Genomic DNA, 15,188 nt, shown 5'->3' on the forward strand with positions numbered 1-15,188 from the left:
CAACCGGAGAAGACTTCCTTGACGCCAATCAATCAACGGGAAAGCGGCGCCGACCAGTTAATCGCCCGCGATCAGCCTCTCGAGTGCGGCGCGGTCGAGGACCGAGACCCATTCGCGGCCGGAGTCGATGACGCCCGCCTTCTTCATCCGCGCCATCGCGCGCGAGGCGGATTCCACTGTGGTGCCGGCCATCCCCGCAATGTCGTCGCGGCGCAGTCGGACCTGGAGGAGACTCGAGCCGTCCCGCTGGAGGCTTCCGAGCTTGCGGTCGAGGTGCCGCAGCGTCGAGCCGACCCGCTGCTCCACCGACTGCGTGGTGTGCCCGATCTCCTGTTCCCGGGCCTGCGCGAGCCGATCCTGTTGCATTCGGATCAGGCCCAGGGCGAGGCTCGGGTGGTCGCCGACCACCTCCGCCAGCGCGTGAGCGGGCAGGAAGAGCGCACAGGTCGTCTCCATCGCCCAGGCGGACTCGGTCGCGACGGCAGCCTCCGTGTGCAACGGCCCCACGGTGTCTCCGGGGGCGGCGATGTCCACGGTGAGCTCCCGGCCATCGGCGGTGTCCCGGGTAACCCGCGCGCGGCCGGAGACGACGAGATACGAACCGGGGATTTCATCCCCGGCGAGCACCATCGGATCGCCCTCGGCCCAGGACCAGGCGGTCAGGTGCCCGTTGAGGTCGCGCCGGTCATCAGGTGAGAGCTCCCGGGTCAGTGGGGCATCGGCTAGTACCCGCAGCCGGGTCTCGTCCGAGCAGGAGTGCGGGTGTGCGCAGTTGCGCCGAACCGGGTTTCGGGACATCGGTGCAGCGATTCAGTTCGAGGAGTGCAGATGGGTAGAGACCACCCGGAAGTCTCCCGCGCGGGCGAGGGCCTTCTCGATGATCGCCGGGTCCGGGCGGACCGTGTCCGGGTGTTTGACGTACAGCTGCGCGTGTTCGGCCCCGGTGAGTTCGAAGGTCGCCTGGCCCAGTCCGTGCTCGGCGAAGATGTCGTAGAGCGCCTGGAGGGCCTTCTTGACGTCCCTGTCGTTCCGGACGCCGCTGACCTCGAAGCGGCACGAGACGATGTGGGACACGTCAGATCCTTCCGTTGAACGCCTGCAGCGCGGAATCCTCGCGGGTCCCGCCTCGGCCGTCACCGTACTCCGCGTAGTCGGCTATCCACCGGATCGAGCGCACCCACTTGACGTGCTTGTAGCCGTGGTTTGACTCCACCCGCAGGCGGGCGGGGGCGCCGAGGTGCGTCTCGAGAGGGGTTCCGTTGCGCTCGTAGGCCAGAATCGTGTCGTCCTCGTAGACCGTGTCGAGGTCGAGTACCGCGTAGAACGGCTCCCGCGGCCGGTTGTCATACATCTTCTGGGCCAGACCGTAGGAGTCGATCAGCACGTAGTGGGCTCCCTCCGGCTGGGGGCCGAGGACCTCGAGCAGATCCCGCAGTCGTACGCCGGTCCACCGGGACGTGGCGGACCAGCCCTGCATGCAGGTGTGCACCGCTACATAAGAGGTGCGCGGCAGCTCCGTGAGCTCGTCCAGGGCCAGGGTCTTCTCGGCGCCCGAGAGGTCGTCGCCGATGGTCAAGGAATAGCCGCGCCAGGCATCGTCGCGAGCCTCGACCCACTCCGGCGACTCGTCCTCGGTGGGCGGCAGGCCGTTGGTCCAGTGGAACTCGGAGATGTCGTCGTCGGTGTAGGTGTTCTGCCGCCCCATCCGCGGTCGCATCCGGTTGAGGAAGAGGCGGCGGCCGATCTCGGACACCCCGGCGGTGAACCGCTGCGCCCGGGCGCGGTCGGCCAGCGACCAGTAACTCAGGGCGATCCAGAACAGGACCACGGCCACGACGGTGGCGATCGTGATGGTGAAGGCCTGGGCGGATCGTGCCGTGTCGGTGGTGCCGAACACCATGTGCACGACGTTGTGCTCGGCGTGCACCAGGAACACCAGCCCGACATGCATGACGATGAACGCGGAGATGAGCACCATGAGGATGAAGTGCAGCGACCGGGCGCCCTGGTGGCCGCCCCAGAGCTTGACGTACCAGGGGAACCGCGAGCGCACCGCCGGCGCCATGGCCACGCCGGTGAGGATGAGCAGCGGAGCGAGGACGAAGATGACGGCGGTGTAGGCCAGCATCTGTGCGGCGTCATACGGGTCGAAGTGTTCGATCGCCGGAGCCCGGAACCCGAGGTACATCCGGATCGACTCCCACGCCTCGCCGAACACGCTCCACGAGGTGGGGATGATGCGGCGCCACAGTCCGGTCGCGAACAGCAGCACCACGTACACCAGGCCGTTGAGCACCCACAGCATCACCGAGATCCCGTGCCAGTGCCGGCCCAGCCCGATGTTCTCCCGACCCGGTAGGCCGATCAACGGTGACAGGGATTTCTCGTCCATCAGGGAGGTGTACACGCCCTCCTCCCGTGGCAGTTTCCGGCGGGTGAAGCGCAACCACTCGGTCCCGGGCTTGCAGTCGTTGCGCCACCACAGTCGCGGCATCGAGGACAGGATCTCCCAGCCCGAGCGGAGCAACATGCCGATCAGGATGAAGTTGATCAGGTGGGAGGCCCGTAGCCACAGCGGGAAATCAGGGTTGATCACGTCAGTTCAGACTCCAAATGTCGAGCGGGGATACATGGCCTCTACATCGGTTATCACGTTCACCAGGTACGGCACGCCGCTGGCGAACGCCCGGTCCAGCGCCGGGCCGATCTGCGCGGGATCGGTGACCATCTCGCCGGCCCCGCCGAGGGCCTTCACCACCTCGTCGTAGCGGGTCCGCGGCGCGAGGTCGGCGATCACGTCGTAGCCGTAGAGCATCTGCATGGGGCCCTTCTCCAGGCCCCACGCCCCGTTGTTGCCCATCACCATCACCACGGGCAGTCGGTGCCGGACGAGGGTGTCCACGTCGATGAGGGAGAACCCCGCAGCACCGTCGCCCAGCAGCAGGACCACCTGACTGGACGGTCGGGCGATGCGGGCCGCGATGGCCGCGCCCAGTCCCGCGCCGAGGCACCCGAACGGGCCGGGGTCCAGCCAGTTGCCCGGCCGGGCGGGTTCGATGAACTTGCCGGCATAGGAGACGAAGTCGCCGCCGTCGCCGATCACCACGGCGTCCTCGGCCAGGCGCGGCAGCAGCTCGCCGTAGATCCGCGCGGGATGGACGGGGTCGGCCGAGGCGCCCAGGAGCTGCAGGTCGGCGGCGTGGGTGGCATCGGCCTTCTCCCGCAGCGTGGTCGCCCAGGTCGACCAGTCCGGGCGCGCCGCCCCCGATCGGCGCTGTACGGCCTCGACGACCGCGTCCAGCACGAGCCCCAGGTCGCCCGCGGTGGCCACGGCCGGTGACGCGTGGTGGCCGAGTTGCCCGGGGGAGTCCGCGATGTGCACCACTTTCGCCGGCGTCGCGCCCTCCTTGCCGCCGAACACCCCGTAGCCGAGCCGGAAGTCCAGGGGCGTGCCCACGACGAGCACCACGTCGGCCGCGCCGAACGCCGTCCCGCGCGCCTTGGTCACCAGTAGCCGGTGCCCGGCCGGGACGATCCCGCGGCCCATGCCGTTGGGGATGACGGGCAGGCCCAGCGACTCGACGCACCGCAGCGCTGCGTCTTCGCCGCGATCTGCCCACACGTCGGAGCCCAGCACCAGCACGGGACGCTCGGCGCCGACGAGCAGGTCGGCGATCCGGTCGACGGCGTCGGTGTCGGGGGAGCGGTCCGGCGCGGCGGCGGGGGAGCCGTCGCCGGCCCGCCCCGGTCCGGGCCGGACGGAGTCGCACCGGTCGAAGAAGTGGTCCATGTGCACGTCGAGGAACGCCGGCCCGCGGTGCGCGGTGCGGGCGGCGGTGAACGCGCGGTGGGTGGCGGCGGCGATATCGGCCGTGTCGCGGGCGGTCTCGGCGGACACGGTCACCGACCGCACCACCGGGACGTGGTCGAACTCCTGCAGGCTGCCGGTGCCCCAGCGGCCGGCCGGCGCGCGCCCGCCGAGGACCACCATCGGGGCGCCGGAGAACGAGGCCTGCGCCAGCGCGGACACGCCGTTGGTCACCCCCGGACCGGCGGTGAGGACGGCCAGGCCGGGCGAGCGGGTGAGCTTGCCGGTGGCCTCGGCGGCGAATGCGGCCGTCTGCTCGTGCCGCACGTCGAGCAGTGCCACGCCGTGGTCCTCCTTCTCCGCGGCGTCGTACATGGGGAACACGTGCGCCCCGGAGAGGGTGAACATCGTCCGCACGCCGTGCGCGGCGGCGACGGCCGTGGCGTGGGATCCGCCGTGCCCCTCCACCGGTGTGGGGGCGTCTCCGCCGGGCCCGCCCGGCGATCGCCCAGCCTTCTCGTGCCCGGCCCGCGGGGCCGGCTCGTCGTGGCTCACATCGCACTCCCTGCTCGACTGCCCCCACCGTAGGAGGCGCGGACGGGTCGTATCAGCGGTTCGGCGGACTCGCCCTCGGGTAGCGTCGGCGCCTGTGAGCACAGACAACGCTGATGACCTCGTCGTCGTCGTCGGGGATCCGGTCACGGTCACCGACACGGTGGTGACGCGCTTCGCCGAGGCGGTGGGCGCGCCGACCGGCCAGGTCCCCGCCACCCTCGCGGCCGCCCTGACCGCGCCGGTCCAACGCGCGGTGATGGAGCACCCCGCCCTGCGCATCGACCTCGCGCGCACCCTCCACACCGCGCAGTCCAGCGAGCACCACCGGCCGATCCGCGTCGGCGACGTCCTCACCGCCACCGCCACGGTCACCGGGGTGCGGTCGGCGCGCGGCGGGCGGATGATCGGGTTCGACACCGTGCTGCGCGACGCCGCCGGCGAGCCCGTCCAGACCCTGACCAGTGCGCTGCTCACCGCGGAGGTGGAGGCATGACCGGGCGGGAGGTGCATGGGCAGGGCACGGCCGCGCGAGGCGCGGCCGCGCAGGACGTGACGACGACGAGGACCGCGGTCGCCGGGGAGGTCCTTCCGTCGCGGACCCTGCCGATCTCGCGGGACGACCTGCGCCGCTACGCCGAGGCGTCGGGGGACCACAACCCCATCCACCTGGACGATGACGCGGCGCAGGCGCTCGGGCTGCCCGGGGTGGTGGCGCACGGGATGCTCACCTCCGCGCTGGCGATCGGGGTCGTGGCCGAGTGGGCCGGGGGCGCCGACCGCGTGCTGGCGACCTCGTTCCGGTTCGCCGGGCCCGTGGTCGTCCCGGTCGATGCGCCGGCGCGGCTCGAGGTGGGGGGGACGGTGAAGAAGGTGGCCGACGACGGGTCGACCGCCGACGTCGCCCTCGCGGTGATCTGCGACGGGGCGAAGGTGTTCGGCAAGGCGATCGTCACGGTCTCGCTCGCGGGGTGACGCCGCGCGATTTCGGGCCACCGGCCGCCTGTCGTACACTGGGACGCCCGACCGAACGCGGTCGCGGACCGCGCTGCCGCCAGGCAGTCGCCGACACTGTAGAGTCGAGGCGTTCGTGCGGCCCGCAGGCGCGGGAGGGCACGGGTGGCCGGGAGACCGGCCGAAGGGGCGTAGCTCAATTGGCAGAGCAGCGGTCTCCAAAACCGCAGGTTGCAGGTTCAAGTCCTGTCGCCCCTGCACTTACCGCACACCAGACGACCCGGAGGTAGCCGCGTGAGCCAGGATCGCGACGACGACGTCGACGTCAACGGCGTCCGCGATTCCGACGCCGCTGCCGCCGTCCCCACCGGCAAGGCGGGGCGCGGCGACACCGCCGTGGCCGGACGGGTCCGTACGGACGCGGACAAGCCGGAGGACACGCGGACCGCCCGCACGAATCCGTTCCAGTACATCGGGCAGGTCGTCGAGGAGCTGCGCAAGGTCATCTGGCCCACGCGCAACCAGATGGTCACCTACACCATCGTGGTGTTCCTGTTCCTCATCTTCATGACCGCGCTGGTCTCGGGCGTCGACTTCGGCGCGGGCAAGCTCGTCGAGCTCGTCTTCGACCGCTAGAGACCTGCCGCTGGGGTCCGGGGCGAGATCCGGACCGCCGAACTTCGAGAGGACCGCATTTCCGTGAGCGACATCGATCAGAGCCCCGAGGCCGAGGGCGCCGAGCAGGCCGCGACCGAGGCGGACGCGGTGCTCGGTGACACGGCTGCGGATCCCGCCGACACCATCGACACCGACGCCGAGGCTGACGCCGCCGACACCGTCGCGGCTGGCGCCGAGCTGGACCAGGACGCCGCCACCGACGCGGTCGAGACCGAGCTCGACGAGGATGTCGAGGGTGAGACCGTCCCCGAGGGCGACGAGACCGTTGCGGAGGACGAGCTCGCCGAGTCGGCGCTCGAGACTTCCGGCGAGGCGCCCGAGGGGGCTCCGGCCGAGGAGGCCGCGGCCGACGAGGCGGCCGCGCCCACGATCGACCCGATCATCGCCTTCAAGCGTCAGCTCCGGAAGCTTCCCGGTGACTGGTTCGTCATCCACTCCTACGCCGGGTACGAGAACAAGGTGAAGGCCAACCTGGAGACCCGCGCCGTGACCCTCGGTGCCGAGGACAAGATCTTCCAGGTCGAGGTCCCGGTCGAGGAGTTCACCGAGGTCAAGAACGGCCAGAAGAAGGTCGCCAACCGCAAGGTCCTACCCGGCTACGTGCTGGTGCGGATGGAACTCGACGACGAGTCGTGGGGCGTCGTGCGCAACACCCCGGGCGTGACCGGGTTCGTCAGCGCGACCGGTGGCGCCGCCGGCAAGCCCACCCCGCTCTCGCTGAGCGACGTGGCCAAGTTCCTGGCCCCCAAGCCGGAGAAGAAGTCCGCCGCCGCGGGCACCGCCGACGACCAGGGCTTCGCCCCGCAGGCCGTCGAGGTGGAGTTCGAGGTCGGCGAGTCGGTCACCGTCATGGACGGCCCGTTCGCGACGCTGCCCGCGTCCATCTCCGAGGTCGATCCGGCCGCGCAGAAGCTCAAGGTCCTCGTGTCGATCTTCGGTCGCGAGACCCCGGTCGAGCTCGGCTTCACGCAGGTCGAGAAGATCGACTGACCCGAGAAACTCCCACGACGACCCGTTCCGCGCCCGGCGTGGGGCGGGTCGCTCGTCTGTCAGCCCGGCCGTCGTCGGCGATTAGGGTTCCGACCGGCCGCGCGCGTAGACTCTCCAAGGTTGCGCCTGTGTTCCCGCCTGCCCTTCCGGGGTCGTGTGGGGAACCGGGTGCACACGACAGTCGGCCTCCCGCGTGTACAGCGCGGAGCCGAGATCCAGTCGAAGAATCAGGAAGACTGAGGAAGACGATGCCTCCGAAGAAGAAGAAGGTCTCAGGGCTCATCAAGCTCCAGATCCAGGCCGGCGCAGCCAACCCGGCCCCGCCGGTCGGTCCGGCTCTGGGTGCCCATGGTGTCAACATCATGGAGTTCTGCAAGGCCTACAACGCCGCCACCGAGAACCAGCGCGGAAACGTCGTGCCGGTCGAGATCACGGTCTACGAGGACCGGTCGTTCGACTTCAAGCTGAAGACGCCGCCGGCCGCCAAGCTCCTGCTCAAGGCCGCCGGCCTGCAGAAGGGCTCCGGCACCCCGCACTCCGCCAAGGTCGGCAAGGTCTCCATGGACCAGGTCCGCGAGATCGCGCAGACCAAGATGGAGGACCTCAACGCCAGCGACATCGACCAGGCCGCGAAGATCATCGTCGGCACCGCCCGTTCCATGGGCATCACGGTCGAGGCCTGACCTCCACCCCCCGAACATCTGTGGGAGGGCAGCTCAGGCCCGCACCACACCCGACCGTCGCGCGTGAAGACGCGGCAGGAATGGAACTGACATGAGCAAGAACAGCAAGGCCTTCAAGGCCGCAGCTGAGAAGGTCGACCGCACCAAGCTGTACTCGCCTCTGGACGCCCTGGCCCTGGCCAAGGAGACCGGCTCGACGAAGATGGATGCCACCGTCGAGGTCGCCATGCGACTTGGCGTCGACTCCCGCAAGGCGGACCAGATGGTCCGTGGCACCGTGAACCTTCCGCACGGTACCGGTAAGACCGCCCGCGTCATCGTCTTCGCCGCGGGCGAGAAGGCCACCGAGGCCGAGGCCGCCGGCGCCGACGTCGTTGGCTCCGACGACCTCATCGAGCGCATCCAGGGCGGCTGGCTCGACTTCGACGCCGCGATCGCCACCCCGGACCAGATGGCCAAGGTCGGCCGTGTGGCCCGCGTGCTCGGTCCGCGTGGCCTCATGCCCAACCCCAAGACGGGCACCGTCACGATGGACGTGACCAAGGCCGTGGGCGACATCAAGGGCGGCAAGATCACCTTCCGCACCGACAAGGCCAACAACCTGCACTTCATCGTGGGCAAGGCCTCCTTCTCCACGGAGCAGCTCACGGAGAACTACCAGGCCGCGGTCGACGAGGTTATGCGCCTCAAGCCGTCCTCCTCCAAGGGCCGCTACATGCAGAAGGTCACCATCTCCACGACGACCGGCCCCGGCATCCCGGTCGATCCGTCGGCGATCTCCAAGCTCCTCGAGGCGGGTTCCGACTCCGAAGCGAGCTGATCTGCTCGGCTGAGACGCCACCAGCTCGGCTGAAGGCCCCGCGACCGGTTATCCGGACGCGGGGCCTTCCCGCATTTCCCGGCATGCCGTGAGCGGCCGGCCGCCGGCCGACCGGTCCGCAGCCGCTCCTCCCGATGGCGTCTCGCGTGCCGGCATGCCCGCCCCCCACGCAGCCGCTCCTCGCGATGGCGTCTCGCCGTCGCTTCGGGGCGTGCGAGACGCCATGTTCGGGCGCGGCTGTGGGGGAGATGGGGCTGCGGCGAGGGCGAGACGCCATCGCAACGAGCGGCCCCGGGCACGGATTCCCTCGCGTTCGCACGCGCGGTACGGCAGCCCGGAGCACACAGTGACCTAGCTCACCCGCATGACAATGCCCTCGGGTATGGTTGGGTCACGCGGTCGCCGTCGGCACGCCCGCCCCGCTACCGGAGGGGGCCACGATCGGGGTCGACCGGATTACCCGCGGTGGCCGCCGCGGACGAGGTGCTCGACGATCGCGGTGACGACGTCCGCGACACGGTCCGTCAGCTCAGCGCGGCGCTGCAGACCGTCTCCGACGGCCGCGACGACATCTTCGCCACCGTCCGCAACCTCGAGGCCTTCACCGCCGCGATGGAGGGTTCCGGCGAGCAGATCACCACCTTCAACGAGGTGATGGCGGCGGTGACCGTCTCGGTGTCGCGCGGCCGGGGGGAGATCGGCCCGGCGCTCACCGAGCTCGACCTGGCAGTCGACGAGGTCCGCGACTTCGTCCGCGACAACCGGCAGGTGGGCATCGAGACCGTCCGGACGACCACCGACCTGCTGACGGTGCTGGCCGAGCAGCGCGACGACATCGCCCAGATCCTGCACGTCGCACCCACCGCGCTGTCGAACCTGCAGGGGATCTACCAGCCGTCGCAGAACGCGGTGATCTCGTCCCTCGCGCTGACCGACTTCGCGAACCCGATGCAGTTCATCTGCTCCGACCTGGCCGCTGCAGAGGAGACAGACGTGCACACCGCCTCCGAGGAGTGCGTGCGACTGCTCGGCCCCACGCTCACCGCGCTGGCGGTGGACTACCCGCCCGTGGCGATCAATCCCAGCCGCGGCGTCGGGGCGCTGCCGCACCAGCTCGACTACACCCACGACCACCTGCGGCCGGCTCCCGCCCTCGCGACCCCTGCCGACGCGTCCCCGACCCCCGCCGGCCCGGCGGACGGTCGCGTCGGCGTGACCGACCTGCTCACCGAGGGCGTCCGGTGACCGGGCGGCGCGCCGTGGGCGCGGCGCTGCTGGTCGTGTCGACGACGACGATGAGCGGTTGCGACTGGAAGGGGCCCAACAGTCTCCCGCTGCCCGGGACGGCCGGGGGCGGGCCGGACGGCTACTCGGTGACGGTGCAGCTCGCCGACGTCACCACCCTGGACCGCAATGCCCGTGTCCGGGTCGGCGACGTGACGGTTGGCCGCATCGCCGACATCCGCCTCGGCCCGGGGTTCGCCGAGGTGACGGTCGACCCCGACGGGGAGGTCCGCCTGCCGCGCAACGCCACGGCCCGGGTGGGGCAGAGCAGTCTCCTCGGTGCGTCCCACCTCGAGCTGTCGGCACCTCCGGGCGAACCCGCCGAGGGCACGCTGTCCGACGGCGACCTCGTCCCGGTGGAACGCAGCGGCGGGTACCCCACCACGGAGCAGACGCTGGCCACGCTCGCGGCGGCCCTCGGCGGCAGCGGCCTGGCCCAGGCGGCGGAGGTCTTCGGGGAACTCGACGTCGCGATGACCGGCCGCACCGACGAGGTCCGGGCGGTGGCGGGACGCCTCAGCGAGTTGCTCACCGGGCTCGAGGCGCAGAAGGAGGACATCGTGGTGGCGTTGGAGTCACTGGAGAGGCTCTCGACCGAACTCGCGATCCGCAGCGACGAGGTGGAGGGCGGGGTCGCCGACCTCGGGCCCGCACTCCAGGTCCTCGCGCAGCGGCGGCAGCGGCTCGTCGAGGCCACCCGCGCGGTGGACACCGTCACCGCGACCGCGGGCCGTGTCGTCGAGGCCTCCGGCGGTGACCTCCGTGCCGGTCTGGAGTCCCTCGACCCCGTCCTGCAGGGACTGGCGGATTCGGGGGCTCGCTCACCGAGTCACTGCGCTACCTGGCCACCTTCCCGTTCCCGCTGGACACCTACCGCAACGCGGTGCGCGGGGACTACGCCAACGGCACGGTCATCCTCGACCTTCGGCTGCCGGTCCTGGACACCGCGCTGCTCATCGGCACACCGTTCGAGGGGTCGCTAGCGTTGCTCGACACCATCCTGGGCGTACCCGCCCCACCCCGTTGACCAGTCCGACGTCGCCCACCGCCCCGCCTTCCCAATGGCCTTCCGGGACGATCGGGGTGGAGCGCATGGACGCCGCGCCGTCGGGGCGGACGATCTTCTCCTGCAGGACTAGCGGGATCTCGAACTCGCCGGCGGGCAGTCCCAACGGATTGTCGGGACGTCCGGTGTCGAACCGGTCGCGTGGGAGGTAGCCGCCCGCGAGACCGCCGTAGACGTTGAGGCGGGTGATGGCCATGGCGTGGTCGTGGTGCCAGAGCCCGGCCGCCTCCTGCCGGTTGTCGAAGTGGTGGAGGTGGCCCTGCCCGAGGAAGGACGACTGCTCCGGGTGGCCATCGCTGGCGGGCTCGGTGACCCCGCCGTGCAGGTGTAGCGACGTGGGTACCCGGGTACGCACCGACTCCGACAGTCCGTGCAGGCTCGTGTCGATGTCCGCGGCGTGTGGGTGGACTGAGATCTCATTGCGGTAGGTCAGCGTCGTCCGCACTCCGGCGTGCGATCACCGGACCCAGGTAACTGGCCGCGCCGTAACCCAAGGTCATCGTCCCGGGGAGGCCGCGGTGGAACCGGTGGGTGCCCGTCCGCGCGGACAGTTCCAGGGACTCTCCGGGCAGGACGTCCGGACGCGGGAGTTCGTCCACGTAGGGCTCGAGGACGGGGGAGTGGAACAACAGCGGGCTCGGACCAAGCGATCCCGGGCCGACCTGTGCGCGGGTGGCGGACGCGCCGACGAGTCCCATGCCCGCCACACCGGCCACCGTGCCGAGGAGTCTTCGCATCGTCACCACGGGCCCGCGAGCGCCGCCACCGAACCCGACCATGAGAGCTCCCGCTGCTATGACACGAGTCACAGTACCCTACGGTATGGTTCGGAGGTGGGGATCACCGAGTGACCGGGGGAGAGATGGCCCGACGGGACATGAGCCGACTCCCGAGGGTGAGAGCCGTGGGCGTGGCACTGCTTCGCGTGGGGTCACGGGGGTTGGATATCCGCGAGTGCCGAAGCGGATGCAGGCGCGGCCGTGCCCGTCCCCGGGATCGCCACCGCGCCGTCGCAGGTGCCTTGGCGGTGGTGGCCAAGGGGGTCGGCGACGTCGAGAACCCCAGCCGCGGGCTGAGGACCCACGACACGATCCTCGCGTGGGAACCCGCCTGGATGGACCCGATCTGCGAGGGGTTTCGGGAGGCCGTACGTGGCTCGGACCTGCTCGTCCGGCTCCACGCGGACGGCCTCTGGGCGCGCGGGGTGGTCTACACCGACATCGTCTCGACGGTCGACCTGCTCGTGCACCCACCGCTGGAACAGTCCCCGCCCGGCACAGAGGTGCGGGTCGTCCGGCCGTTCGCGGGCAGCCGGCCCGTGTGGCACGGCGAACCCGGGCGCGACCCGGACTCGCGCGCTCTGGTCATGGAGGCCCTCGGTCCGACGTAGGGTGACGACGATGACGACACGACACGGTGCCGCGGGCCGATGACCCGGGGGTCGACATGGTCCGCCCGGCCGAGCGGTCCGCGCACGGGGCGCCTCTCGGCGGAGGACTGGGCCCGCGCCGGGCTGGACCTGCTCATGACCGAGGGCAGGTCCGCGGTCAAGATCAGCAGACTCTGCGCCGACTTCGGCGTCACGAAGGGCAGCTTCTACTGGCATTTCGCCGACTTCGACGCGCTCATGGCCGCCATCGCCAGGCTCTACTTCTCGCAGGAGATGGACGCCGCCCGTGGTCTGGTCACCATGGAGGAGATGCCACCCGACGCACGGCTGGAGACCATGAGCGCGATGCTCGTGGAATCCCGCGCCTGGGAGGGGGAGGCCGCGATCCGCGAATGGGCCAGGGCGGACGAGACCGTCGCCGAGGCGGTTGCCGAACTGGACCAACGCATCCTGCGGGTGGTCCACGACGCGTTCGTCGAACTCGGGTTCTCCGAACGGGGGGCGAGGATCCGCGCCGGCGTCTTGGTGTACGCCGGCATCGGGTTCGTCTACGGGCGCTCAGCGCTGCCCGTGCCCACCGTGGAGGAGATCCACGACGTGCTGGCGCTGCTGGTGAAGCCCGAGACCTGACCTCCGGGGGCAGGTCGGGGAGCGCGGGTCAGACCGCCACCCGGACCGTGAGCCCCCTCCGCTTGATCCGCGCCGAGAACTCGGTCACGGTGCCGCAGTCCTCGCCGTCGATCTGGAACGCGGCCGGTTTCTCCAACACGCGGGCGGTGATCCCCACGCCCTGGCGGAAATCCAGTGGCCGGGTCCGATGCTCTTCTTTCCCGCTCTCCTGGGTGGAGTTCCTCCGCAGTATCGGCTTGAGCCGGTGCTGGAACGTGTGATGGGCCAGCACCGCACCCGCCTGCGCCCACCCGAGAGGGCCCTTGGCGCGCAGAGCGAGAACGTCCAGGAGTCCGTCGTCGATGACGGCGTCGGGCAACAGCACCATCCCCGCCTGCAGCATCCCGCAGTTGGCCACCAGGAGGGTGCGCGCGCGGGTCTGGATCGGCGATCCGTCGTCGAGGGCGTACTCGACCCGGATCCGGTGGCCGCGCAACAGCGTGTTGGCGAACGCGCCGACGTACGCGAGCCAGCCCACCCGTGCCTTCAGTTTGTCGTCGGTGCCCGCGATCATGTCGGCGTCCATCCCGGCGCCGAGCATCACGAGGAACACGTCATCGTGGGACACGCCGTCGCCGTCGGTGTAGTGGACCTCGCCGAGGTCGATCGCGCGGCTCCGACCGCTCATGGCGACACGCAACGCACGGTCGACATCGTCCAACGGGACGCCGAGGTTGCGGGCGAGCAGGTTCCCGGTTCCCAGGGGGACGACTCCCATCGGCACCGAGGTGCCGAGCAGGCCCTGCGCCACCGACCGTACGGTGCCGTCGCCGCCGCACGCGATCACCAGTCCGACACCGTCGGCGGCCGCCCGTGCCGCCTGACCGGTGCCCGGGTCCTCCTCGGTGGTCTCGTAGAAGACGGGATCCGTCCACCCGTGCCTGGACGCCCGCCCCTCGGCGAGGCGGCGGACCTCGTCGATTCCGACCTTGGTGGGGTTGTAGACGACGGCGAGGCGAGACGGGGCTGGGGACACCGCACCAATGTGTCAGAAAGCCGACCGGCCCGCCATTCGTCGCCCCCGGGCGGATTTGGTATGCGACGGCGGCCGCCTATATCCTTGGGTCCGAAGTTTGAACGCCTGGGAGCTCTGCTCTCGGGCACCTGATCAAGTTTCACCGAAGACCGCAGGTCGCCGCTCCCGCCGGGGGTGGTCGAAGGGTCCGGGAGCGCCCGGACGGCCCGCGCAGGAGAACACCGGTCAGCGTCGGATGTGCCGTGGGTCCCCAGGGGCCCGTGCCAGCTCCTCCACGCCCCGTGCCACCTGCGCACGGGGCGTTCGTGTTTTCTCGGGCGAGATGATGCAGAAAGGAGGCGAAACATGGCAAAGCCCGCAAAGGTCCAGGCCGTCGAGGAGATCAAGCAGCACTTCCAGAACTCCACGACCGCCGTGGTCACCGAGTACCGCGGACTCTCCGTCCCGCAGGTCACCGAACTGCGCAAGACGCTGGGTGACGCGGCCACGTACACCGTGGCCAAGAACACCCTGGTCAAGCGTGCGGCTGAGGAAGCCGGAGTCGAGGGTCTCGATGACCTCCTGTCCGGTCCCACCGCCATCGCGTTCGTCACCGGTGAGGTCGTGGACGCCGCCAAGGCGCTCAAGAACTTCGCCAAGGACAACAAGGCGCTCGTCATCAAGGGCGGTGTCATGGACGGCTCACCGCTGTCCGCCACCGAACTCGACAAGATCGCCGATCTCGAGTCCCGCGAGGTCCTGCTCGCGAAGATGGCCGGTGCCCTCAAGGGTAACCAGACCAAGGCCGCCGGCCTGTTCAACGCGCCCGCTTCGCAGCTGGCACGTCTGTTCGCGGCGCTCGAGGACAAGAAAAACTAACCCCACATGCTTCCGGGCCGTCTGACGGCACCGGGACCAACAGAAAGGACGCCACCATGGCGAAGCTCAGCAACGACGAGCTGCTCGAGGCCTTCAAGGAGATGACTCTTCTGGAGCTCTCCGAGTTCGTGAAGCTGTTCGAAGACACCTTCGAGGTCACCGCGGCCGCTCCGGTCGCCGTCGCCGCTGCCGGCGCCCCGGCTGCCGGTGGCGAGGCCGCCGCCGAGCAGGACGAGTTCGACGTCGTCCTCGAGTCGGCCGGCGACAAGAAGATCGGCGTCATCAAGGTCGTGCGCGAGCTCGTGTCGGGCCTGGGCCTCAAGGAGGCCAAGGATCTCGTCGAGTCCGCCCCCAAGGCGATCGTCGAGAAGGTCGACAAGGAGGCCGCCGAGGCCGCCAAGACCAAGCTCGAGGAGGCCGGCGCGACGGTCACCCTCAAGTGATCTGACGCACCACCGCT

General features: G+C 70.3%; 19 protein-coding genes and 1 tRNA gene. 13 read left to right on the forward strand and 7 right to left on the reverse strand.

The window, feature by feature from the left end:
- Nucleotides 1-57 precede the first annotated feature (57 nt).
- From Q2K20_RS03810 to Q2K20_RS03825, 4 genes are read right to left on the reverse strand one after another with little or no spacing between them, the layout of a single operon-like run.
- Nucleotides 58-798 (reverse strand): Crp/Fnr family transcriptional regulator, encoded by a 741-nt coding sequence (locus tag Q2K20_RS03810; RefSeq protein WP_082923936.1) that lies wholly within the window; start codon nt 796-798, stop codon nt 58-60.
- A gap of 12 nt (nt 799-810) precedes the next feature.
- The gene (locus tag Q2K20_RS03815) at nt 811-1,074 is read right to left on the reverse strand and encodes a hypothetical protein (RefSeq protein ID WP_067716829.1); all 264 of its coding nucleotides are present in this window, start codon (nt 1,072-1,074) and stop codon (nt 811-813) included.
- Nucleotide 1,075: 1 nt separating this feature from the next.
- The gene (locus Q2K20_RS03820; protein WP_067716827.1) at nt 1,076-2,596 is read right to left on the reverse strand and encodes a molybdopterin-dependent oxidoreductase; all 1,521 of its coding nucleotides are present in this window, start codon (nt 2,594-2,596) and stop codon (nt 1,076-1,078) included.
- 6 nt (nt 2,597-2,602) lie between these two features.
- On the reverse strand, nt 2,603-4,276 hold the full coding sequence (locus tag Q2K20_RS03825; RefSeq protein WP_410494220.1) for an acetolactate synthase: 1,674 nt from the start codon (nt 4,274-4,276) through the stop codon (nt 2,603-2,605).
- A gap of 181 nt (nt 4,277-4,457) precedes the next feature.
- Here Q2K20_RS03825 and hadA point away from each other — a divergent pair, with 181 nt between their 5' ends.
- The 9 genes from hadA to Q2K20_RS03870 all read left to right on the forward strand — a co-directional run bounded on the left by hadA (nt 4,458) and on the right by Q2K20_RS03870 (nt 10,752).
- Complete coding sequence (hadA, locus tag Q2K20_RS03830; RefSeq protein ID WP_132063040.1) at nt 4,458-4,856, forward strand: (3R)-hydroxyacyl-ACP dehydratase subunit HadA; 399 nt, start codon at nt 4,458-4,460, stop codon at nt 4,854-4,856.
- Nucleotides 4,853-5,335: a MaoC/PaaZ C-terminal domain-containing protein gene (locus Q2K20_RS03835; protein WP_082923935.1), complete on the forward strand. Its 483-nt coding sequence runs from the start codon at nt 4,853-4,855 to the stop codon at nt 5,333-5,335. The genes hadA and Q2K20_RS03835 overlap by 4 nt, the downstream gene beginning before the upstream one ends.
- 164 nt (nt 5,336-5,499) lie before the next feature.
- Nucleotides 5,500-5,572: transfer RNA gene (locus tag Q2K20_RS03840), tRNA-Trp, on the forward strand.
- A gap of 36 nt (nt 5,573-5,608) precedes the next feature.
- Nucleotides 5,609-5,950 carry a preprotein translocase subunit SecE gene (gene secE / locus Q2K20_RS03845; protein WP_082923934.1) on the forward strand — a complete coding sequence of 114 codons (342 nt, stop codon included), beginning with the start codon at nt 5,609-5,611 and terminating at the stop codon, nt 5,948-5,950.
- Between the two features lie 63 nt (nt 5,951-6,013).
- Nucleotides 6,014-6,982 (forward strand): transcription termination/antitermination protein NusG, encoded by a 969-nt coding sequence (nusG, locus tag Q2K20_RS03850; protein WP_172815721.1) that lies wholly within the window; start codon nt 6,014-6,016, stop codon nt 6,980-6,982.
- A 248-nt stretch (nt 6,983-7,230) separates the two neighbouring features.
- Nucleotides 7,231-7,665: a 50S ribosomal protein L11 gene (rplK, locus tag Q2K20_RS03855; protein WP_007631783.1), complete on the forward strand. Its 435-nt coding sequence runs from the start codon at nt 7,231-7,233 to the stop codon at nt 7,663-7,665.
- A gap of 91 nt (nt 7,666-7,756) precedes the next feature.
- On the forward strand, nt 7,757-8,485 hold the full coding sequence (gene rplA / locus Q2K20_RS03860) for a 50S ribosomal protein L1 (RefSeq protein WP_007631785.1): 729 nt from the start codon (nt 7,757-7,759) through the stop codon (nt 8,483-8,485).
- Between the two features lie 465 nt (nt 8,486-8,950).
- Nucleotides 8,951-9,730, forward strand: coding sequence for an MCE family protein (locus Q2K20_RS03865; RefSeq protein ID WP_007631787.1), 780 nt, complete (start codon nt 8,951-8,953; stop codon nt 9,728-9,730).
- Complete coding sequence (locus Q2K20_RS03870; RefSeq protein ID WP_067716814.1) at nt 9,727-10,752, forward strand: MCE family protein; 1,026 nt, start codon at nt 9,727-9,729, stop codon at nt 10,750-10,752. Before Q2K20_RS03865 ends, Q2K20_RS03870 begins: the two co-directional genes overlap by 4 nt.
- Here the strand turns inward: Q2K20_RS03870 and Q2K20_RS03875 are convergent.
- Together Q2K20_RS03875 and Q2K20_RS03880 are read right to left on the reverse strand one after the other, a co-directional pair.
- Nucleotides 10,723-11,280 (reverse strand): hypothetical protein, encoded by a 558-nt coding sequence (locus Q2K20_RS03875; protein WP_063971826.1) that lies wholly within the window; start codon nt 11,278-11,280, stop codon nt 10,723-10,725. The genes Q2K20_RS03870 and Q2K20_RS03875 overlap by 30 nt on opposite strands.
- On the reverse strand, nt 11,252-11,644 hold the full coding sequence (locus tag Q2K20_RS03880) for a hypothetical protein (RefSeq protein ID WP_146776252.1): 393 nt from the start codon (nt 11,642-11,644) through the stop codon (nt 11,252-11,254). Before Q2K20_RS03880 ends, Q2K20_RS03875 begins: the two co-directional genes overlap by 29 nt.
- Before the next feature lie 218 nt (nt 11,645-11,862).
- Between Q2K20_RS03880 and Q2K20_RS03885 the strand changes: the two genes are divergently transcribed.
- Both Q2K20_RS03885 and Q2K20_RS03890 read left to right on the forward strand, forming a co-directional pair.
- The gene (locus Q2K20_RS03885) at nt 11,863-12,225 is read left to right on the forward strand and encodes a hypothetical protein (protein ID WP_069389569.1); all 363 of its coding nucleotides are present in this window, start codon (nt 11,863-11,865) and stop codon (nt 12,223-12,225) included.
- 39 nt (nt 12,226-12,264) lie between these two features.
- The gene (locus Q2K20_RS03890; RefSeq protein ID WP_007631800.1) at nt 12,265-12,855 is read left to right on the forward strand and encodes a TetR/AcrR family transcriptional regulator; all 591 of its coding nucleotides are present in this window, start codon (nt 12,265-12,267) and stop codon (nt 12,853-12,855) included.
- Between the two features lie 28 nt (nt 12,856-12,883).
- Here Q2K20_RS03890 and Q2K20_RS03895 read toward each other — a convergent pair whose 3' ends face one another.
- Nucleotides 12,884-13,870 carry a diacylglycerol/lipid kinase family protein gene (locus tag Q2K20_RS03895; protein ID WP_069389568.1) on the reverse strand — a complete coding sequence of 329 codons (987 nt, stop codon included), beginning with the start codon at nt 13,868-13,870 and terminating at the stop codon, nt 12,884-12,886.
- A gap of 345 nt (nt 13,871-14,215) precedes the next feature.
- Between Q2K20_RS03895 and rplJ the strand changes: the two genes are divergently transcribed.
- Both rplJ and rplL read left to right on the forward strand, forming a co-directional pair.
- Entirely contained in the window at nt 14,216-14,728 is a 513-nt protein-coding gene (gene rplJ, locus Q2K20_RS03900) for a 50S ribosomal protein L10 (protein WP_007631803.1), read from the forward strand.
- 56 nt (nt 14,729-14,784) lie between these two features.
- Complete coding sequence (gene rplL, locus Q2K20_RS03905) at nt 14,785-15,171, forward strand: 50S ribosomal protein L7/L12 (protein ID WP_007631805.1); 387 nt, start codon at nt 14,785-14,787, stop codon at nt 15,169-15,171.
- Nucleotides 15,172-15,188: the final 17 nt, after the last annotated feature.

This window comes from Dietzia sp. IN118, assembly GCF_032905965.1.
Classification (GTDB): Bacteria; Actinomycetota; Actinomycetes; order Mycobacteriales; family Mycobacteriaceae; genus Dietzia; species Dietzia kunjamensis.

Coding starts and splice junctions, on each gene's coding strand:
- Q2K20_RS03810 (WP_082923936.1), bottom strand. CDS start 798: ATGTCCCGAAACCCGGTTCGGCGCAACTGCGCACACCCGCACTCCTGC.
- rplJ (WP_007631803.1), top strand. CDS start 14,216: ATGGCAAAGCCCGCAAAGGTCCAGGCCGTCGAGGAGATCAAGCAGCAC.
- Q2K20_RS03835 (WP_082923935.1), top strand. CDS start 4,853: ATGACCGGGCGGGAGGTGCATGGGCAGGGCACGGCCGCGCGAGGCGCG.
- rplK (WP_007631783.1), top strand. CDS start 7,231: ATGCCTCCGAAGAAGAAGAAGGTCTCAGGGCTCATCAAGCTCCAGATC.
- rplL (WP_007631805.1), top strand. CDS start 14,785: ATGGCGAAGCTCAGCAACGACGAGCTGCTCGAGGCCTTCAAGGAGATG.
- Q2K20_RS03890 (WP_007631800.1), top strand. CDS start 12,265: ATGACCCGGGGGTCGACATGGTCCGCCCGGCCGAGCGGTCCGCGCACG.
- rplA (WP_007631785.1), top strand. CDS start 7,757: ATGAGCAAGAACAGCAAGGCCTTCAAGGCCGCAGCTGAGAAGGTCGAC.